The 20,557-nt window shown below is 64.8% G+C and carries 15 protein-coding genes and 2 pseudogenes; 11 read left to right on the top strand and 6 right to left on the bottom strand.

The genetic code is table 11. The features are described 5' to 3' along the window. From RMO40_RS16030 to RMO40_RS16020, 3 genes are all read left to right on the top strand, one after another. Positions 1 to 686 (top strand): acetamidase/formamidase family protein (locus RMO40_RS16030; protein WP_309723530.1); only part of this gene is annotated, 686 nt, incomplete at its 5' end. Between the two features lie 5 nt (positions 687 to 691). Then, positions 692 to 1,033 (top strand): zinc ribbon domain-containing protein, encoded by a 342-nt coding sequence (locus tag RMO40_RS16025; RefSeq protein ID WP_309723527.1) that lies wholly within the window; start codon positions 692 to 694, stop codon positions 1,031 to 1,033. 95 nt (positions 1,034 to 1,128) lie between these two features. Beyond that, positions 1,129 to 3,723: an FG-GAP-like repeat-containing protein gene (locus RMO40_RS16020; protein WP_309723524.1), complete on the top strand. Its 2,595-nt coding sequence runs from the start codon at positions 1,129 to 1,131 to the stop codon at positions 3,721 to 3,723. A gap of 18 nt (positions 3,724 to 3,741) precedes the next feature. On the opposite strand, the gene RMO40_RS16015 is transcribed toward RMO40_RS16020, so the two are convergent. After that, positions 3,742 to 4,143: a nuclear transport factor 2 family protein gene (locus tag RMO40_RS16015; RefSeq protein ID WP_309723521.1), complete on the bottom strand. Its 402-nt coding sequence runs from the start codon at positions 4,141 to 4,143 to the stop codon at positions 3,742 to 3,744. Next, on the bottom strand, positions 4,140 to 4,748 hold the full coding sequence (gstA, locus tag RMO40_RS16010; protein ID WP_309723518.1) for a glutathione transferase GstA: 609 nt from the start codon (positions 4,746 to 4,748) through the stop codon (positions 4,140 to 4,142). Before gstA ends, RMO40_RS16015 begins: the two co-directional genes overlap by 4 nt. A 103-nt stretch (positions 4,749 to 4,851) precedes the next feature. On the opposite strand from gstA, the gene RMO40_RS16005 reads away from it, so the two are divergent. The 5 genes from RMO40_RS16005 to RMO40_RS15985 all read left to right on the top strand — a co-directional run bounded on the left by RMO40_RS16005 (position 4,852) and on the right by RMO40_RS15985 (position 8,437). Next, positions 4,852 to 5,802: a LysR family transcriptional regulator gene (locus RMO40_RS16005; RefSeq protein WP_309723515.1), complete on the top strand. Its 951-nt coding sequence runs from the start codon at positions 4,852 to 4,854 to the stop codon at positions 5,800 to 5,802. Between the two features lie 64 nt (positions 5,803 to 5,866). Continuing rightward, a complete protein-coding gene (locus RMO40_RS16000; protein ID WP_309723512.1) occupies positions 5,867 to 6,280 on the top strand; it encodes a DoxX-related protein in 414 nt (137 codons plus the stop codon). A gap of 8 nt (positions 6,281 to 6,288) precedes the next feature. Beyond that, positions 6,289 to 7,410, top strand: a complete 1,122-nt coding sequence (locus RMO40_RS15995) for a 3-deoxy-7-phosphoheptulonate synthase (protein WP_309723509.1) — start codon at positions 6,289 to 6,291, stop codon at positions 7,408 to 7,410. Between the two features lie 30 nt (positions 7,411 to 7,440). Then, positions 7,441 to 8,064 carry a rhomboid family intramembrane serine protease gene (locus RMO40_RS15990; protein ID WP_309723506.1) on the top strand — a complete coding sequence of 208 codons (624 nt, stop codon included), beginning with the start codon at positions 7,441 to 7,443 and terminating at the stop codon, positions 8,062 to 8,064. A 7-nt stretch (positions 8,065 to 8,071) separates the two neighbouring features. Next, a complete protein-coding gene (locus RMO40_RS15985; protein ID WP_309723504.1) occupies positions 8,072 to 8,437 on the top strand; it encodes a translation initiation factor Sui1 in 366 nt (121 codons plus the stop codon). Between the two features lie 111 nt (positions 8,438 to 8,548). Here RMO40_RS15985 and RMO40_RS15980 read toward each other — a convergent pair whose 3' ends face one another. Next, entirely contained in the window at positions 8,549 to 11,452 is a 2,904-nt protein-coding gene (locus RMO40_RS15980; RefSeq protein WP_309723501.1) for a hypothetical protein, read from the bottom strand. 473 nt (positions 11,453 to 11,925) lie between these two features. Between RMO40_RS15980 and RMO40_RS15975 the strand changes: the two genes are divergently transcribed. Continuing rightward, positions 11,926 to 12,408, top strand: coding sequence for a GreA/GreB family elongation factor (locus tag RMO40_RS15975; RefSeq protein WP_309723497.1), 483 nt, complete (start codon positions 11,926 to 11,928; stop codon positions 12,406 to 12,408). 367 nt (positions 12,409 to 12,775) lie between these two features. Here RMO40_RS15975 and RMO40_RS15970 read toward each other — a convergent pair whose 3' ends face one another. Next, the gene (locus RMO40_RS15970; RefSeq protein WP_309723494.1) at positions 12,776 to 14,188 is read right to left on the bottom strand and encodes a hypothetical protein; all 1,413 of its coding nucleotides are present in this window, start codon (positions 14,186 to 14,188) and stop codon (positions 12,776 to 12,778) included. Between the two features lie 703 nt (positions 14,189 to 14,891). Between RMO40_RS15970 and RMO40_RS15965 the strand changes: the two are divergent. Then, positions 14,892 to 15,514 (top strand): annotated as a pseudogene (locus RMO40_RS15965) (tyrosine-type recombinase/integrase). A gap of 259 nt (positions 15,515 to 15,773) precedes the next feature. On the opposite strand, the gene RMO40_RS15960 reads toward RMO40_RS15965, so the two are convergent. Together RMO40_RS15960 and RMO40_RS15955 are read right to left on the bottom strand one after the other, a co-directional pair. Continuing rightward, entirely contained in the window at positions 15,774 to 17,351 is a 1,578-nt protein-coding gene (locus RMO40_RS15960) for an Ig-like domain-containing protein (protein WP_309723491.1), read from the bottom strand. Positions 17,352 to 17,715: 364 nt separating this feature from the next. Then, positions 17,716 to 19,446, bottom strand: coding sequence for a hypothetical protein (locus tag RMO40_RS15955; RefSeq protein ID WP_309723490.1), 1,731 nt, complete (start codon positions 19,444 to 19,446; stop codon positions 17,716 to 17,718). A 739-nt stretch (positions 19,447 to 20,185) separates the two neighbouring features. Here RMO40_RS15955 and RMO40_RS15950 point away from each other — a divergent pair. Next, a pseudogene (locus RMO40_RS15950) lies at positions 20,186 to 20,557 on the top strand (hypothetical protein); the annotation flags it as partial.

Raw genomic sequence — 20,557 nt, 5'->3', positions numbered from 1 at the left:
GCGGCTTGGCCAACCCGCCCTCACCCGGCACCGCCCACATGGGCAAGCTGACCGGTGACGCGAAAGCGAAAGCCGCTGCCGAAGGCGCACGCACCGTGCCGCCGCGCGAGCACGGCGGCAACTGCGACATCAAGGACCTTTCACGCGGCTCCAAGGTCTTCTTCCCGGTCTACGTCGACGGCGCCGGCCTGAGCGTGGGCGACCTGCACTTCAGCCAGGGCGACGGAGAGATCACTTTCTGCGGCGCCATCGAGATGGCCGGCTGGGTGCACATGAAGGTGAGCCTGATCAAGGGCGGCATGGCCAAGTACGGCATCAAGAACCCGATCTTCAAGCCCAGCCCGATCACGCCGCACTACAACGACTACATCATCTTCGAGGGCATCTCGGTCGACGAAGCGGGCAAGCAGTACTACCTCGACGTGAATGTCGCCTACCGCCAGGCTTGCCTGAACGCCATCGAATACCTGAAGAAGTTCGGCTACTCCGGCGCACAGGCTTACAGCATCCTCGGCACGGCCCCGGTGCAAGGCCACATCAGCGGCGTGGTCGACGTGCCAAACGCCTGCGCCACGCTGTGGCTGCCGACGCAGATCTTCGACTTCGACATCAACCCGAATGCCAACGGGCCGACGAAGTTTCTCGACGGCTCGGTGAGCATGCCGCTGTCACCCGATCTGGTGTAGCCACCATGCCGACCTACGACTACGCCTGCCCCGACTGCGGCGGCTTCGATGCATTCCGCACCCTGGCCGCGCGCAACGAAGCGGCCAGCTGCCCCGATTGCGGCGTGCCCTCGCCACGTGTGTTCGCCACGGCGCCTCGTTTGGCGCTGCTGGACGGCGGCACCCGCCGCGCGATGGACGTCAACGAGCGCGCGCGGCACGAGCCCAAGCGTTCAGGTGACTACACGCGCCTGAAACACCCGTCGGGCTGCGGCTGTTGCTCCACCTCCAAACGCGGCGCGACGGTCACGGCACCCAACGGCAACAAGGCCTTCCCGAGCAAGCGGCCCTGGATGATCAGTCACTGACGACGTAGCCCGCTTGAAACCCCCGCTTCGGTGGAACGCCTGCGCGCACCCCCGCCCTAGAATTCGACGCCTCAGAACAGGGAAAGCTGGGGGGAATGATGCACAGCCGCGCAGACACGCCGAGCCGCGAGCCGCTTCACGTGATGTTGTTTCGAAGCGCCAGGACCGCGCGCCAGATGCTGTCGTCTGCGCTTGTGCTCGCCATGCTGTCCACGCTCCTGGCTTCCTGCGGCGGCGGCGATGACGGCGACAGCGGCAACAACGCCGCCCCCAACCCTGGCGACACGCTGGGTGGCCCCCCACTGCCCTCGCAGAGCTACTTCCCGCTTCAAGTCGGAGACCTCTGGCTGTACCAGGACAGCGGCACCACGTCCCTCACGCTGGCACGCGTGACCGGCCAGCAGTCGGTGAACGGCCAGACCGGTTTCACGGTGCGGGAGGTCGACGCAGCAGGCATCAGCCGGTACCAGTCGCTCATTCTTCCCTTGCCCTCAGGGGTGTTCGAGATTGCCACGGCGAATTCGGACCCCTTCACGCAGCACTTCGGCAGGCTCGAGTTGCTGCGCTACCCGGTGCGCATCGGCAGCTCGTTCGTGCAAGTCAACACGACGATTCCGAGCGGACTCGATTTCGATTCAGACGGCCTCAGTGACCCCGTGACGGTTCGGTCCACGGTCACCATCTTGGGTCTCGAAACCATCAACACAGCAGCCGGCAACTTTGCGGACACGGTGCACCAGCGCACCAGCATCAACGAGGTCGTGACCCTCAGCAGAAGCGGCCAACGCGTCACGATCGAGATCACCGGCGACGAATGGTTCGCGCAAGACATCGGCCTGGTTCGCCGCACGACGACCGTCCGAAACGGCAGCAACACCGAGGTCATCCGGCGCGATCTCGTGGGTTATGCCGTGGGTGGACTCAAGAGCGAGTACACCCCGCCGACGATTTTGTCCACGACACCGGCGGGCACCGCCACAGAGGGACCAAATGTCATCGTGAGTGCGGTGTTCAGTGAAGACATGGATGGCCAGACCGTGTCAGGCGCGACGTTCAGCGTCACCGACAGCGGCGGTCGCGCCGTGCCAGGGAGCGTGCAACTCAATGGGGCGACCGCGCGCTTCGTGCCCACAGACCCCTGGTCCAGCGGGCGCTTCACTGCCCGAATCAGCACCAGCGCCCGGGACTTGCTCGGCAATGCCCTCGCAGCAGAACGCACCTGGCAATTCGACATCGATGCCACCGGGCCCCGCGTGCTGAGCACCACCCCGGCCGAAGGCGCTCAAGGTGTCGGGCCCACCCAACCCATCGTCATTCGGTTCAGCGAACCGCTCCTGGCAAACAGTGTCAACGACTACTCCGTTCAGTTGATCAGTCAAGGCATCCCCGCGGCCACCACCGTGACCGTGGACGGCAGCACCGTCACGTTGACCCCGCGGACGTCGTTGCAACGCGGGCAGACCTACGAAGCGGGTGTGACATCCAGCGTCGCCGACGAGCGGGGCAACGCGGTACAGCCGGAGTTCAGGCTGCGCTTCCAGACGGATCAAGGGCGGTTCGCGCCCGGCGTGCCACTGGCACCTGCGGTGACAACCGACGCCATGGCCATCGGAGACGTCAACAGCGACGGGATCAACGACGTGGTGCTGACGTCAGGCATCGCCACCGACCCAGCCAATCAGTTCTCGCTTTTCGTCCTGCCGGGGCGTGCCGATGGCAGCCTGGCCGCGCCTGTGCGGGTAGATGTTTCGCTCGGCTGCTGGCTGGACGCCGTGGTCATCGGCGACGTCAACGGTGACGGCCGCAACGATGTGGTGGTCGGCGGGCAAGGCTGTGGGGCGCAGGTGTTTCGCCAGACCTCCGGCGGGCAACTGGTGCCCGCACAGCTGCTCAACCGTGCCGCCACCCAACGCCTGCGCATGGCCGACCTGAACGCAGACGGCAGGCTCGACCTGGTTGGCACGGGCGGCGCAGACGGCAACGTCAACGTGTGGCTTCAGAGCGGCTCGGGTGTTCTGACATTGCACGCCACGCCGACCTTTGATGCCGGGTTCACGAAAGACATCGAAATCGGTGACGTGACCGGAGATGGCCGGCCGGATCTGATCGCCGTTGTCTCGGGAAGTCAAGCTGGTCAGCATGTGGCCGTACTCCGTCAGAACGCTGACGGCAGCTACGCCGCAGCCACCTACTTGGCGGCGAACAGCACCTGGGGCGCCTCGGCTGTTGCCGTGGGTGACCTGAACGGGGACGGACGCAAGGATGTCGTCGTGACCACCGGTGGCAACTCGCCGACCTCGATCGGTGTGTACTACCAATCCCCCACTGGCAGCCTCGGCGCGATGACGCCGATCAGCACCTATGACTCGCCCATGGCGGTGCGCGTTGCAGATGTCGACGGTGATGGGCGAGACGACGTCGTCGTCTCGCATGTGGGCTGGACGCACATCGGGGTCTATCTGCAGCGGGGCGACGGCACGCTGGCTCCCGAAGATCTGTTCCGTGCGCCTTACGGAAGCTTCAACCCCAACGCCATGGCCGTGGGGGATGTGAATCGCGATGGCCGCCCCGACATCGTCATTTCTGGCGAGTTGCTGCTGCAACGAAACGGCGCTTCCGCCTCACGCAGCCCGATCGGCGCGAGCGGGTTGCGACGATTTGGCTCTGCGCCGAGTGCTGCCAGGCACTGAGGCCGAAGCGACTGCGAGTCACACCGTGGCGTCGCCGGCGTCCACCTCGTCGTGGAAGACCTTGGCAATGATCTGCCAGCGCCCCTCCAGCTTCAACAGTGTCAGCAGATCGATGAAGCGCTTGGGCAGGATGCTGCACTCCACCCGCGCCAGCGCCGTCACCGGCCCGGCGAATTCGATGGCGATGATGCGGTCGGTGCGCGCGTCACCCCGGCTCGCGGGTGACGCACGCTGATCGACGATGGGAAAGTACTCGTCCATGCCCAGCGCGAGCAGCGTACCGTCGGTCGCGCAGGCGTAAAGCGCACGCGGGTGGAACACGCGGCGCAGGCGCTGCGTGTCGCTGTGGTGCAGGCCGTCGAAATACTCCTGCAGCACGGCCGCAATGGCCTCGAACTCGGCGCCCATCACCGCACTCATGCCAACAGGCCCTCGGCCTTCAGGGCCTCGCGCACGGCGGGCCGCGCGCTCACACGCTTCAAGAATGCCTCGAGATTCGGCAGGCCCGTCAGATCCAGATCGACAAACTTGGCCCAGCCGGTCACCACGAAAAGGTAGGCGTCGGCCGCCGTGAAGACATTGCCGGTCAGGTGGTCGCGGCCTGCCAGCTGGCTGTCGATCCATTCGTATTTCTTGCGCAGCAGGGCGCGCAGCGTGCCCTTGGCCTTGGCGTCGAACTCGCTGTTGAACAGCGGCGAAAAACCCTTGTGCAGCTCGGAGGTGATGTAGTTCTGCCACTCCATCACACGGTAGCGCTCCGTGCTGCCGGCCGCCGGCATCAGCGTGGTCGCGCGGGCCTGGTCTGCGATGTACTGCACGATGACCGGGCCTTCGCTGAGCAGCTGCCCATCGTCGAGCTGCAGCAGCGGCACCTGGCCTTTGGGATTGATGGCGTAGTAGTCGGTGCCGGCCGGTGTCAGGTGCTTGGCGGTGTCGACCTTCTCCAGCGTGAAGGGCGTGCCGATTTCGCGCAGCACGATGTGGGGAACGAGCGAGCAGGCCGCCGGTGAGAAGTAGAGCTTCATGAGGGTCATTCGGAGTGAGTGGATCGAGGCCTGCACCTTATTGCCAATCTCGACTTCGATAAAGGTGCCATCATTCACTTCACTGATTACATGGAGTGATGGAATGCCGCGTCAATTCAGCGGGCTGATGCTCGGCAGCGTGGAGTTGTTTTGCCTGACGGCCGAGCTGCAGGGCTTCACCGCCGCCGCCGCGTCGGCTGGGCTCACACCGGCGGCGGTGAGCCGCTCCATCGCGCGGCTCGAAGCGCGCCTGGGCGTGCAGCTCTTCATGCGCACCACGCGACAGGTGCGCCTCACCGACAGCGGGCGCAGCTACTACGAACAGTGCCGCCAGGCGCTGGGCCAACTGGTCGAGGCCGAGCGTGAGCTCACCGGCGAGCAGCGTGTGGCCACCGGCACGGTGCGCATCAGCCTGCCCACCTCGTATGGGCACTACCGTGTGTTGCCGGTGCTGCCGGAGTTTCGGCGGCGCTACCCCGAGGTGGAGCTCGAGGTGCAGGTGAGCAACCGCAACATCGATTTCGCCGCCGATGGTTTTGACCTCGCGGTGCGCGGTCGCACGCCACCCGATTCGGGCCTGGTGGCACGCCATCTCGAAGACACCGCGCTGGTGGTGGTGGCCACGCCGCAATACCTGCGCCGCCGTGGCACACCGCGCACGCCCGAGGCCTTGATGCAGAACCACGACTGCATCCAGTTCGCGAGGCCGAGCACCGGGCTGCCGGTGCCCTGGTTGTTTCGCGACAAGACCGGGCGTGAGTTCGAGATCACGCCCCCCGCCGTCGTGCGCTGCACCGACGACGTGTTGAGCCTGGCCACGCTGGCCCGCCACGGCGCAGGGCTCACACAAACCTTCGGCGCCGCGGTGCAAGACGACATCGCGCAAGGCCACTTGAAAGAGGTGCTGAAGGAATACGCCGGCGCCACGATGCCGTTTTCGCTGCTCTACCCGGCCAACCGCCAAATGCCGCTGCGCGTGCGGGTGTTGATCGACTTCCTGGTCGACAAGCTCGCGACGACGGCCCCCGCGTCACGCCGCCCGGCGCAGCGCTGAGCCGGGGGCAGGCATTGGGGCCGCTCTCACTACACTGCGCACCACGAACAAGCGGCTCTGCGCGATGACCGACACCCCATCCCCTCCGACCCGCCTCTCGCGCGCCCGCATCGCCGGCATCGCCTTCGTATTCCTGTGGTTCTTCATCGGCGGCATGGCTCACTTCGTGGCCACCGAGATCGAAATGCGCATCGTGCCGCCGTGGGTGCCCTGGCCGCGCGAGGCGGTGCTGGTGAGCGGCGTGTTCGAGTTGCTCGGCGCGCTGGGTTTGCTGTGGCGGCCCACGCGGCACGCAGCCGGCATCGGCCTGTTTTTGCTGACACTCGCCGTCACGCCAGCCCACATCTACATGCTGCAGCGGCCCGAGCTGTTCCCGGTGCCCATCTGGGCGCTGTGGCTGCGCCTGCCGATCCAGGTGGCGCTGCTGGCGCTCATCGCCTGGAGCACCCGACCCATGTCAACACCCACCCAACGATGACCCCTCGCATGCCCACACTCGACGACCCCCTGCACGACCGCGAAGTCGGCGCGCGCGACAGCACGCTCGACACCACCCGCATCGACGACACGCGCATCGGCGCCGTGCGCCCGCTCATCACCCCCGCGCTGCTGCAAGAGCGTGTGCCGGTGCGCGACAACACACTCGCGTTGGTAGAGAGCAGCCGCAAGGCCATCGCCCGCGTGCTGCACGGGCAAGACGACCGCTTGATCGTGGTCGTGGGGCCCTGCTCCATCCACGACCACGACCAGGCGATCGACTACGGCCAGCAGCTCAAGGCCGTGGCCGATGAGCTGCAAGGCGAGTTGTTGATCGTGATGCGCGCCTACTTCGAAAAGCCGCGCACCACAGTCGGCTGGAAGGGCTACATCAACGACCCGCACCTCGACGGCAGCTTCGCCATCAACGAAGGCCTGGAGCGCGCACGCCGCCTGCTGCTGGAGCTGACCACACTCGGCCTGCCCACCGGCACCGAGTTCCTCGACCTCTTGAGCCCGCAGTACATTGCCGACCTCATCGCCTGGGGCGCCATCGGCGCGCGCACCACTGAAAGCCAGAGCCACCGCCAGCTCGCTTCGGGCCTGAGTTGCCCGGTGGGTTTCAAGAACGGCACCGATGGCAGCATCAAGGTGGCGGCCGACGCGGTGCTCGCCGCACAGGCACCGCACGCCTTCATGGGCATGACCAAGATGGGCGTGGCCGCCATCTTCGAGACGCGTGGCAACGACGACTGCCATGTGATCCTGCGCGGCGGCAAGACCCCCAACTACGACGCCGCCCACGTGGCCGCAAGCTGCGACGCGCTGCGCGCGGCCGGCCTGAGAGAGCAGGTGATGATCGACGTGTCACACGGCAACAGCAGCAAGCAGCACCAGCGGCAAGTGACGGTGGCGCACGACGTGGCGACCCAGATCGCCGCAGGCGAGCGCCGCATCACCGGCGTGATGATCGAGAGCCACCTCGACGAAGGCCGGCAAGACCTGACACCCGGTGTGCCGCTCAAGCGCGGTGTGTCGATCACCGATGCGTGCATCGGCTTTGCGCAGACGGTGCCGGTGTTGCAGGGCCTGGCCCAGGCAGTGCGCGCGCGGCGCAGCCGGGCCGGCTGAGCCGCCTCCATCACCCACCGACTGCCCCACGTGCAAGAACTCCCCCACTTCGTCACCACCTCACCCGCCGCCACGCTGTTGCTTGCCGCGATGGTGATCGCGAGCCTCGTCGGCCTCTACGTGGCGCCGGGCTGGCTCGACCGCAACCTGTTCCGGCCGCACTGGTTGTTGCCGCGCCGCGAGTACCCCACGCTGATCACCAGCGCGTTTCTTCACGCCGACCTGCCGCACCTGCTCTTCAACGCCTTCACCTTCTGGGCGTTCGGTTTTTCGCTGGAGCGCGCGATGGGCACGCCGGGCTTCGTCGCGCTTTACTTCTTCGGCTTGCTGGTGAGCGACCTGGGCACCTTCTTCCGGCACCGCGACAACCCGGCCTACCAGTGCCTGGGCGCGTCGGGCGCGATCCTCGCGGTGCTGTTCGCGTCGATCCTCTACTTTCCCTCGGCCAGCCTGTTCATTCTTCCGATCCCGGTGCCCATCCCTGCGCCCTTGTTCGCGGTGGGCTACCTGGCCTACAGCTACTACGCGTCACGCCAGGGCCGGGGCCGCATCAACCACGACGCACACCTGTCGGGCGCACTTGCCGGCATCGCCTTCGTGGCGGTGACGGCGCCCGAGGTGCTGGGCGACGCGTTTCGCCATTTCATGGGCTGAGGCTGCGATGAACAAATCTTCGGGCCAAGGCGGTCTCGTTTATTCCACCGAAGGGGGCCGCATGTGCCCCGCGTGCCGGCAGCCGGTGTCGGCCTGCGTGTGCAAACAGGCCTTGTCGACACCCGCCGCGGGCGACGGCAAGGTGCGCGTCAGCCGCGAGACCAAGGGCCGCGGCGGCAAGGCCGTGACCCTGGTGCGCGGGGCGCCGCTGGAGGCCGCCGCGCTGCTGACCTTCGGCAAGCAGCTGCGCACCCACTGCGGCACCGGGGGCACGGTGAAAGACGGTGTGATCGAGCTGCAGGGCGACCACTGCGAGCGCGTGATGGCGCACTTGCAGTTGCAGGGGTGGAAGGTGGTGCGGGCGGGTGGGTGAGGAGGGGTAGCGGTGTGGGTCGTGTTGACCCTTAGATCCGTTCGCACTGAGCCTGTCGAAGTGCCTGCACCGAGGTGCGCGCCGGCTTCGACAGGCTCAGCCCGAGCGGAGTTACGGCAGCTCGCGGCATTTGCCGCAGCAGGGCGAGGGCGGCGGGCAGCAGCGGTCGTCGATGCAGGGCTCGCAGCAGCAACGTGGCTTGGGGCCTGGCTTGTTGGGCACGGGCTTGGGTTTGTCGTCATCGCAGCCCTCGTCCGGCCCGGGCTCGCTCGGTGGGCAGTCGGGGCACGCTGCGTATTCCACGGCCGGTGCGTGGAGCAACGGGTCGATCATGAAGCTCAGGCCGCCCACCACGATGCCTTCGGCGAGCACGAGCACGCTGATCGTCTTGGCGCCCGCATCGGCCAGCTCGGCCGCGCTGAAGTCGCGCCCGCTCAGCAGCACCGGGCGGATCTCGCGGGCATCGCGCGGGCCGAGCGTGAACGCACCGCCGCCCGGGTTGTTGAAGCGCATGGCCCAGCCGCCGGCGGCGAGCAGCGGCGGCAGCACGGCACGCACTTCCATGCGGGCGGTCTTGGCAAAGGGGTTGTGTGCCCAGAACTTGCGGTTGCAGAACGCCGCCTCCAGCGCGCAGCGGCCGCCCCCGCCCGGCAGCGGGATCAGCGAGCGCATGGCGATGTTGTTGTCTGCCGGCACCAGGCGCCAGGCCGGTGTGGGCCCGGCCGCTGACGAGAGGCCGGTCTGCGGATCGTTGTTGGCGCGGTCGGTGCGCGCCGTGACACTCATGAACATGCATTCGTGGCCCGCATGCACCGGCGTCCACTCGAAGGGGCCGACGACCACCGTGCCGCCGGGCGCCAGGTCGGGCACGGCCAGCGAGGCGGTGCTCATCGGCTCGAAGTCGTCGGGCCACACCAGGCCCGCGCTCGGGCGGCAGTGCCAGGCATGCACACGTGCACCCTTGGCCACCTCGGTGCCGCGGTTCTTCACCCGCACGTAGGCGTGGTTGTGGCGGCACACGAGCGGTGTCTGGTGGCCCTTCGAACCATCGGGTTCGTTGCGGTTCCAGATGTCGGTGGTCTCCCAGAATTTCTCTTGATAGCCGTATTCGCCGTTGCGGCCGTCGTCGATGTACAGGTCGACCGCGGGCGGCGCACCTTCGGTTTTCACCGGCGTGGGCGCCCCCGCTGGCTGGTAGAGCCCTTGCTTCTCGAAGGCCCAGCGAACCACCTTGCCGTAGACCCCACCGACCATGTCTTCGCTGACCCAGTTGCCGCGTTCGGCAGCGGTCATCGCACTCGCATAGGCCGTCGCGGTCGCGGGGTTGGTGGCCTGCGTCAGCGAGCCGATGGTGCGCAGCATCAGGTAGGCCGTGTAGCGCGACGCGTAGGTGCGCGTGGCCAGCTCGGGCGAATCACCGCCCACCGAGCGGTACAGGCGAAAGTGCGTGGTGCACAGGATCTGCTCCGACGAGTAGCTGCCGAAGTCGAAGCTGCCGCCCCAGGCCCAACCGGCGGTCACGTCGCGGTCGTGACGGCGGTTGATGATGCTGTAGACCCATGGGAATGTCTGGAAGCGATCGCTCGCCTGGGTCTGCGGGTCGTTGAGCACGGCGGCGAAGCTGTCGCCCGCGCTGTGCGCAAAGCCGAAGTTCGCCGAGTTGACGTGGTTGTACAAGATGCCGTGGCCGCCCAACTCGTGCAGCACCACACGCCAGTCGCACGACAGGCCCATCGGGTTCACCGTGTCGCCCAGGTCGGCCAGCATGAAGGCCGTGCGCCCGATGCCGTAGCTGCCGTTGCCCATGCAGTACGCGTTGATCTCGATGCCGTTGGCGCTGCCATAGTGCCCGCGGTGGTCGACCACCGAAGGGAACAGCGTGCCGGTGAAGTAGGTGGGCAGGTGAAAGCCCAGGTCTTGCACCAGATCGAAGAAGCGGTTGCAGTGGTAGTAGGCGTTGACGGCCGCAAAGTTGTCGGTGCGCGCTGCATAGTCGAACGCCGAGCCCGCAGGCCGGGTGGGTGGCGCGGTGTTGGGCACCTCCACATTGATCACCGTCACCTGCGAGCCGGTGAGCGACACCGTGCCGGCCACAGGCGGGTTGATGTCGTCGAGCGACACGGTGGTGCGCAGCGCATTCAGCTCGGCGGTGGTGGCGCCGGGCAGCGGGCCGCCATTGGCGGTGATCGGGTCGGCCACGAAAACGAGGCCGTTCACACCGTCGATGAAGGCGCGCAGGTACAACACCGCGAGCGTCTCCACGTCGACCAGCGCGACCCACGGCAGGTCCTTGATGCCGTTCCAGGCAAGGGTGAAGGTCACTTCGATCACCACACGGTGTTCGCCCTCACGGAATTGCTCACCCAGTGGTGGCAGCGGCAGCACGGGGTGCAGCGAGGCCGGCCCCTGGCCGGTGGAGGCGTGGGGCGTGCCCGCGCTGGAGTGGTCGTCGGGCGCGCTGCGTTGTGCGGCCTCGTAGCGGTAGACCATGAGCCGCTGTCCCAGCACGCTGAGCGACGAGGCATCGCAGTGCTTGTCGGCGTCGGCGCCGAGTTGTTTGGCCAGTGCCTTGGGGTCGAGCTTGACGGAGCGCTGCAGCGCCTTGTCGCTGGGCATCGCGGCGTCGACCACGGCGTGGCGGCTCGACTGCGCGCTGACCACGACGAAGGGCTTGGCCTGCATGTGCACCGACACCGCCGCCTGCCAGACCGGCAGGCCCAGGAAGGTCTGCTCGAACACCACCGTGCTCATGTCGAACTGCGGCTTCTCCTGGCTGAAGCGGTACTCGACACCGAGTGGGCGCGGCGTTGTCTCCGGCGCCAGGCTGAAGTTGGCGAGCGCTGCCGGTGCGATGCCCAGCACCGCGCCGTGTTGGATCAGGTATTCGTGTGCGGCCAGCAATGCGGTGCCGGCGCTGCTCTGGAACGGCTCCTCGACGTGCAACACGTCGCGCACGATGCCCTCGGCATCGCGGGTGAGCATCGCTTTCGCAGAAGCGTCGAATTGTTGTGTCATGGTGAACCTCCTTGGGCCAAGCCAGCCCAGGCGACCATCACGCGGGCTTGGAATCAGCTTAGGTTCTGATGCGCGTGGTTGCGCCCCCTAAGGCGTGGTCTCATCCCTAGGTTGGCTGGAGGTGGCTTGATGGGTGGTGTGGGGACAGTGAAAGGCGGCGCGGTGGGTTGCCGGGGCGGTAGCCGGTTTCAGACTGTCTGCAGCCGCTCAGGGTCGGCAGGTGAACGGCAGCCCGAGCGGAAACCGGTCGCACGATCGTCAACAAGGCGGATGACGGCTGCACCTCCCTGACCGGTCACTCGCGTAGCGCAGCCGACGCGTCGGGCCGCGAATGAGTCCTACTGCCCCTGACGACCCGCGGAACCCGACCCATGGCTTCTGTTGACCTGCGGCCAACAGAAGCGTCGAAGGCTGGTAGAGCCCTTCACAATCAAGACTTGACCCCCGTTTGTTTGAGATGCCTACCTTTCATCATGGATAAATTCGTGCTGCGGCAGCAGGTGCTGGAACGGCTCGCCGAAGACCTGCTGCAAGCCGAACAGGCAGTGCGGGCGGCCCATGAAGCGGCGACTCACGAAGAGAACATCGCCGAAAACAAATACGACACCTTGGGACTCGAAGCCGCCTACCTGGCCACCGGCCAAGCTCGTCGCGCCGAAGCCATCCGCCAAGCGATGGCCAATTGGCGGCAATTCCGCCCGAGCCCCTACGACGCCAGCAAAGGTATTCAGCTCGGCGCGCTGGTCTGGCTGGTCGATTCCGACGACAAGCAGCAACAGCTCTTTCTTGGCCCGGATGGGGGCAGCATGAAGTTGGTCAGCGGCTCTGAGCTCGTTCAGGTCATCAGCGGCGAAGCCCCTTTGGGCAGGGCCATGTTGGGTAAATGCGAGGGTGATGAGGTGTCGATACAGGTCGCTCTAATCCGACAGCAGTTTGAGGTGCTGCGGGTTCTTTGAGCCGCAAGCAAGTTCACGCCGAATTGACCAGAAATTGCGCGGCCCGATCCCTTCAGGACGCTCTGCACAACTCCTGGCGAGCTATGCGGAGTTCGTTCGCGCCCCCTTGGTCCCCAGCGCTGTGGGCGGACCACGAGGCGACCACGGCGCAGGGGCCGAACGTCATCTCCCGCCGCCTGCGAACTGGGCTGCCGGCGCTTTGCGGGCATTGGGATCAGCTGCCGCGCGAGCCAAAAGCCGTCGCTCAACGCTTGACACGAGAGGTGGCGCGCGCCCGCATGCGCATCTCGAAGTTCCGGCGGCTTTACTGCGGCGTCGGGCTGATGTTTTCAGCGGGTGATGAAGCTGCGCGCCGGGATCTACTGCCCTAAGGTGCAGGCCTAACTTGTTGCAGCGAGTTAGCGGCGCCGGGCTGTGCAACGAAAAGCTCCATTTCCGTGAGACCCGTTTGTGTCGGCGTTCCGCTGGACACCAGCGTCAGGGGGCTCTCTATCGATGAAAAAGAGGATGACGTCCCGTCGTAGCCCGCGAGGGGTTCCCATGTGGAATAGCTGGTGGTGTGTGAAAACTGCCCGAGCACCGTCGTGCCCATGGTGATCGTGTTCAGCCACTTCAACCTGCCGTTGGCGCAGGTCGTGTCGCTGGCAGCACGCTCACACCACAACACGCCCTCGAGGACCGGCGTGCTGTAGGCTGAAACCGTGCGTGAGTAAAAAGAGCGTGTGTGGGAAGCCAGGCTGCCCGCAATCAATCGATCATCGCTGCCGTCCACATTGACGCGTCGAATCAAACCGTTGGCTTTGTAGAACACTGTGTTCTCTCGATATCCCAGCGTTGCCGCACCACTTCCGGCAGTGGTGCCCAAGGCCTGCAGGCGAAGGTCTTGCTTGTTCACGCTGTAGAGCGAGGGCGCCAGCAGCGAGTTGGTGCTGCTCGACTGCTCAAGGATGACGTGCGTGGGTGTGACGGCCTTGGCCTGCACCACATTGCCTTTGGCGCCGTCCAGGGTGACCATCGCCACCGAGACCGTGCCGTTGATCACGCGCTTGATGGTCAAGCCATCCACCAGCACATGGGTCCGGGCATCAACGGGGATCAGAGCCAGGCTGCCCGGCCCGACCACCCGGTAGATGCTCGGTCGCAACGTGGCGGCAGTGGTCGACCAGGTGAGCTCACGCAGTTCGCCATTGACGAAAACATGAGTGGACGAGGGCGTGCGCAGCGGGGTAGTCCCGGAAAAGTAGCTGTAAGCCCCATCACCTCCAATGATTTCGATGAGCCGCCCCTGAGTGACGTCGTATAGCCAAAGCTTCGTGTTGGTATCTCTGACCACGAACAACTGAGCCTGCGGTGAACTCAGGTCAGGGAGTTGCTGCAAGACGGCATATGCGGAGGGCAGACTCGCCGTCATCACCGATGCCGGCGTGTTGGCGGGGATGAGCGCACGGCCGGGAACGTAGCCGTTGCACATTGAAACGGCCGGAGCCACCTCGACTTCAATCATGGCATCTTGGCCCAAAGCAGAATCCCAGATGTTGCGAATGCGGCAAATGTTGTTGAGGGACGAAACCTGGATTGATTCGGTCGTATCGGTCTTGCGCAGACTGATCTTGAACAACTTGTAGTCCGTCGTGTAATAGACGACCTGCTCGCCCAGGTAGGTCAGCGTGTTCGAGGCGGCGTCGAAGCCTCTTGTCAGCTGTTTTCGGTAGCTGTCATTGGGTGACAGCGCCACCGACAACCTCGGAGGATTGGGTGCCGACGGATCAAACAGCAACAAGGTTCGGCCTCCGTAGTAGTCCTGTGTGACCGTGCCCGCTCCCAACAGGTCGGGTAACGTAGGTACGGTGGGCGGTGCGGTGATCGGCGGTGTGTTCGTTGAAGGCGGCGCGCTGTTGGCGTCCGCACCTCCTGACCCTCCACCTCCGCAGCCGGTCAACACCATCGCGATAGAACTGCCCAGCCCGCAAGCGATGCGACAGACGGGGTGCCAGTGAACAGATTTGGTCATGGTGTGCGCCATCTGCAGATGGCATCAAAAACAGGTGGGCCAAGGCAAGCACATATTCTTGCACGAGCATTCACAAGAGCTACCCCTAAGGATGAGCGGTGGTCTGACCTCAAGGTGCATAGCGCGCCGCTCGCAGCCGGCCTCGTGGGGTCTCGACGTTTGACATGAGAGACGGGGGCAAAGGTCTGTTTCTTGTGACGCCGTCTAGATGGAAGGTGAGGCTCTTGCTTGAGTACCTCGTGAACCGCGCCGGCGTTCTGACCGCTGTTTCGGATTGGGTACCCGAACAATTGGCGCGTTGCAAAAGCGAGAAATCGTGAAAACCCGCTGATGGCCGAGACTGTGAGTTCGGGCCTCGACCCATGAGCTGATCTTCATCAGCGTTGAGCCAGGCACTGTGACTGGCCACGGCATTTGCTTCGACTGGGCTGCGGCGCATCCTTGTTGGCCCTCAACTCGACAGGAGACCATCATGGAATCAGTAGCGAACGCGATTCATCGCGAGCCATGGAACAAGGGCAAGATCGTCGGTCAAAAGGCCCCGTTCAAGGTCAAAGACATTTGGGCACTTCGGGTGCGGTTGCAAATGGAAAGTCGAACGCGCGAACTTGCCCTGTTCACCTGGGCATCGACAGCAAGCTGCGCGGGTGTGACCTCGTCAGCCTCAAGGTCCGGGACATCTGCCACGGTGACCAAGTTGCTTCCCGCGCCGTGGTGATGCAGCACAAGACACAGCGGCCGGTTCAGTTCGAGATCACACAGGCGACTCGCGAAGCATTGCTCAAGTGGATCAAGCAGGCAGGGCTGAAGTCCGAGGACTTTGTGTTCCCGAGCCGGATTCACGGTTCACCGCATCTTGGGACGCGGCAGTACGCCCGGATCCTTGAGGAGTGGGCCGAAGAACTCGGGCTCGATCTTGCAGACTACGGAACGCATTCCATGCGCCGAACCAAGGCGACGCTGATCTACCGATGCACGAAGAACTTGCGAGCCGTACAGCTGTTGCTCGGGCACTCCAAGCTGGAGTCAACCGTCCGGTACCTTGGCATCGAGATGGACGACGCCTTGGAAATCTCCGAGCAGACTGAGATCTGACTGAGGCCGCGGTATACCCGGTCGATAGCTGACGCATCGGAGGCCAGTCAGCAATCGTGCTGACGGGCTGCTTCCTGGCGTGGCCGCGTGCTCACGCTCTCGGCCATCAGCCGACCCTCGCGAGCGACAGCTCTGCGGCCGTTTGCCTGTCTCCTATGACGAGAGCGCGGATAGGCTCTTGGCTGTACCCCCCACGCCTGAGGGACGCGTTCGGAACGCGGGCTAGGTTTCGAGCGTACTTTCTGAGGTAGGTAACAAGCTAACGCAACACGTTCAGCTCAAGCTTGTATAGCTGCGCGCCGTTCGCGTCGTTGCGCTGATACCAGGCGGTCGCCACATCACCCTCGGCGCTCGACGTCGTTTGCATCACGTCGGACGAGAAGACGACCGACCCTATCGTTGGCACGCTGATGTTCGTCACTGGCCCCCAAACCCCGTCGTTCACCAGCATGCGACAAGCAGCCGCACCGAAGCGCGAGGACCACGTTGCGGTGACGTTGCCAGCGATATCCGTGGCCAAAAAGGTGCCGCTTGGACCGCCTGTGATGCCGAACGTTGTCGACATCGCAATGGGTGTCGACCATTGACCCGAGACGGGCGAGAACCTCGATGACCAGAGAACGCCGATCTGATCCCAAACGGCTGTGACGTAGCCAGCGGCATCCCCTACGACATTCGGACTATAAGCAGTGTTTATGTTGGGGTCGATGTTGCTGATCTTCGTGGAGGGGCCCCAGAGGCCGGTAGCTGGATCCAGTCGAGAGGCGTTGATCTCGGAAATGAATCCCCCCCGCGCGAAGACCACAGTGGCGGCGTTCATGCCATCCAATGTCAGCCAGAGCGAACCCATCATCGGCGTGTTGAGCCGGTCGTCGATCGGTTGCTCCGCAGACCAAACACCGGTACTGGCGTTGTAGTAGTTCCCGTAGACCCACCGCGTCGACGCGCCGTCGCGAACCCAGACTGCGGAGATGTTGCCCACGGGGTCCATTGCTGCGCGAACCCCCAGCGATGACGCGCTGAGCGTGTACGTGTTCTGCAGGCCCCAAGTCTGCGCGGCGGTATTCAGACGCACCGCCATGATCTGGGCACTGGTCGTGGCCAGCAGCGTCAGATTACCGGCACTGTCGAACACCGGGGTCGCTGAAATGACGTCCCAGCTGGAAGCGGCCAACGGTGGCGAACTGGGCGCCCCCCACGCCAAGGTCGAACCATCGAATCGCGCGATCTGGGCGGTGCGGTAGTTGCCGCTTTGCCAATGGGTCCATGCCAAATAGCAATCACCCAAAGAGCCACAGGTCAGGCGCGGCGCGGCTATCGCGCCGTTTGAGATTGTTTCGATGATGGTTGTTGCACTCCAGGCGCCAGTCCTGGTGTTAAGCCGCGCGGCGTACAACGTGTTTGCTGTCGGCTCGGCCACACTCCACGCCACCAGTAGGCCCCCAGAGTTGTCGTACGCCATCGCTGGCTGGCTTCCGCTGTTCAGGTCGGGCGGCGTATTCGCCACGTCGGTAACGGTTGCACTCCACGCCTGGGACGGTGTCGAAAAAGTTTTGGTCAAGGTGCCAGTAAGCGCCTGCCCGGCGGCACTCTCGATCGCAGACGCAAAACTGACCGTGTAGGTTGTGTCTCCTGGCAACGCGCCAGCTTGAGGGGTTAGCGTTATGCGGGTACCGGACAGCGCGACGTTTGCTGGAATGACGTTGCCCTCGGGGCCCCTTAATGTCACTGAGCTTGCTGATACGGTGGGCGCTGACGCTGCGCTACTCAGCGTGGCTGCAAATACGGCACTGCGGCTCGCTGCGGTGGCAGCGTCAACCGGGTCAGTGCTTTGCACAGTAAAGGCCGGTGGTGGCGGCGGTGGCGGCGGCAGAGGTGGAACTGTGGGACCGGTGGCATCCCCGCCGGCTCCGCCACTGCACGCGGTGAACGAGGCTATGGAGGCAAAGGCTACGAACTCAGCTAGCAAACGCAAGCCTGCCACGCGAAGGCGATTTATATTCAAGAGATCCTCCCAGGTCAGTATTCGAGTTCTTGGCAACAGCAACGCCCTCACTCGATTATTGCAACAGCTGTATGGGTTTTGCCGGGGTGAGCAGGCGGTGCGCTATGCGCCTTGATGGCTTTCAAGGCGCGCGCAGCCGGATGATCTGCCGCCGGATGCAATGCGGCCGGAGAAGGGCGTGATGATGCGGCGCCGCTTACCGCGGCAGCTCGACGAACACGCCGTTGCCGAGCAGCCACAGGCCATCGCTTGAGATCCGGATGGTTCCCGCATAGCCGCCGAACGGCGACGTCCCGAACGCCGGGCCGACCCATTGGAACTGCTCCGTGTTGTCGAGCCCGTACAAACGCAGGGTGTTGCCAGACACCGTGACATAGCGGCCATCGGCCAGGAACTCGACATCGCTCGAAGACCCTGCGACGTTGGGTGGACCGCTGTCCGACCACGCCAGGCCGGTGCCGTTGAAGACCGCCTGCTTGAAGTCGATCCCGTTGTAGTAGCTGTGGATCACTTTGCTGCCGTCGGGATGGGCGGCGAAATCCAGCAATGAGGTCGAGACACTCTCAGGCGGTGTCTGCGCGACCAAGTCGTAGACGCGGTGTGAGTTGGCGCGAAGCTGGATGCGCGTGGTTCTCAAACCGCCCCCGGTGATGCCCATATCCGCCGAGTAGATGACACCGCCGCGAGCGGCCTCGAATTGGGTGTACGACCAGCCGTTGAAGCCCGTCACCGTGCCGACCTGGGCACCGCTGACGGCGTTGACGATGGGGGTGAACCGGGTGAACCCGGTTGGGTGACTCCCCTGGTTCAACACCAGCACGGGCTGCCCTGCCACCCGCGCGAAGGCCATGCGCGATGCGTCTCTGATGAGCAGTTCGTTCGACGGGGGGAGTCGGCCACTCACCTGGAACGAATCGAGATCGATGAGCGTGATGCCGGCGTCGGAGCCACCGCCGTTCAACGCATACAGCGTGCGACCGTCGTCGCTGATGGCGAGCGCGGTCACGGCAACCGAGGGCAAGGTGATCGTGCCCACGCGAGCACCGGTGTAGAAGTGCTGAGCTGCAATGGTGCCCCCGACCACGCTGTACATGATCGGCCGCACGGGGTCCGAAACCAGTTGCGCGCCTACGTAAGCCTCAAGAGGGTCGGCAAGCCTGGCGGCCGGCGCAGTGCTGCTCTTGTAAAAGCCCACACGCACGGTCTCGTCTCTCACGGTGGCACCGCCGTTGGAGCGCACCGTCACCGTCGCAAAGTGAGCCCCTTCCGCCAGGGTGGCGGGGTCGGCGGAAAGCAGCAACGCTGCGCCGATGGAACCCGAAGGCGTGACGCTCAGCCACGCGGCATCGCTGCTGGCCGACCACCCAGTGGAAGTACCACTGGCTTCAGCGATGGTGACGCTGTGGGACAAGCGCTGCCCACCCGGCACCGCCACCAGGGCGACGCCACGCTCCGACGCTTCGAGGACAGGCGCTGGCGCTGCCCGTCTGACGGTGTAGCTCACGCTGACCTGTCGCGGGCTGCCAGCCGTTTGGCGACTGCAGGAGGCGTCGTAGCAGGCGCGCACGGTGATGGTGTCGTTGTAGACGCCGGGGGCCAACCAGGCCGGGAACTTGGGCGTCACGATGAGCGTGCCAGTTGTCGCCCCGGTACTCGTGAAAACCGATGTGCCGATGCCTCGATCGGTGTACTCGATGAACACCGTCACCGGGGACTGAACGCCCGTCAGCGACCCCTGGATGGTTTGCGGCGCAATCTCGTCACCTTGCTCGGCATCGAAAACAAGGCTGCTTCGCGCCACGGTCAGCGTGGCTTCAGGTGCGGAACTCCCTCCGCCACCGCCACCACCGCAAGCCTGAAGAAAAGCTGCGGCGAGCAGCAAGATCGACACGCCCATGCCACGCGCCGTTCTGATCGTCGATGCCATTCACCTGTTCCCTCGTTGTGCCAAATATCCGCAAGGAGCCTAGATTGCCGCGCCCCGCCCTGCGAGCGCATCGGAGATTGATTCCGAGAGGTGGAATCATCTCTGCTTGCCTCCGGCATCGCGTGACTTTCTGAGTCGCAATATACGGATGAACCCTCAGTTTCCGTGTGAGCTGGCAAGCCGCCAACAAGGCGCAATGGCTCCCCCCAATGCACAAAGCAAGCCTAACAAAGACAACTCAGGAATTCGACCTTGCCAATCGGGAATCACTAGTCCGTTCGGGCTATGACCATCCGCCTGGCGGGGTACGCGCAATCAAACCAATCGCGATATCTTGATGGTGATTTGAGATAGGCCAGCGCGCCGGGCTATAGGCGAGGCAGGCGTCAGGATCGTGGTTTCAATCGAAAGGACGTCGTATCTCGGCCGATCTGGTTGACGCTCGCGCTTAACAGTTTTAGCCGTCCACCAATATACTGAACGACTGCAATTCGGCACCGAGATCAGCCATCTGAACTTCGCCTTTGGGTCGAGAGCGAGCTTTCAATTGCGTTGAAAGCAGTCACCAGCAGAGGCGCGCCGCATCGCCTCGGAAAAAAGGCCCGAAGGCCATTGCTCGACGGCGAGCCCCTCGCGAGCCAGGCGCAAGGTTGGCGCATGCTCGGGCAGCCGGGGGTGGCGGTACGCCGGCAAGGCTGGGACACTTCCGCTTCATCGAGAACCATCTGAAGGAGCGGGAATGCAGTCAGGATCTTGGAGCTTGCGCGCCACGGTGTCGGTAGCCATCGCACTCGCGGGGTGCGGCAGCCTGCCGTTGCCGGGGTCGACCCCGGCGGCCGTCGCCCCTCAGGCGCCGGGTTCCGCAGGCACCACCCCCGCGCCGGCCGCAGCAGACCTCTCGCAAGCGCTGCCCACCGCGGTTCAGGTCTCCGTCGTTTCCAGCGAAGGCATTGCTGGCTTCTTTCCGTTCGAGAGCACGAGCACCACCTCGACACGCGCCAACATGCGGCGCGAAGAAGCCACGATCAAGGGCACCGGCACCGTGTCGCGGTTCCTGATGCCGAATTCGGCCACGACCACGATCACCCGCCTGGATCGCAAGCTCGTCTAC

The organism is Rhizobacter sp., assembly GCF_031412075.1.
Taxonomy (GTDB): domain Bacteria; phylum Pseudomonadota; class Gammaproteobacteria; order Burkholderiales; family Burkholderiaceae_C; genus Rhizobacter.
The sequence above is the reverse complement of the archived record's forward strand: the minus strand, read 5'-3'. Positions and strand labels throughout refer to the sequence as shown.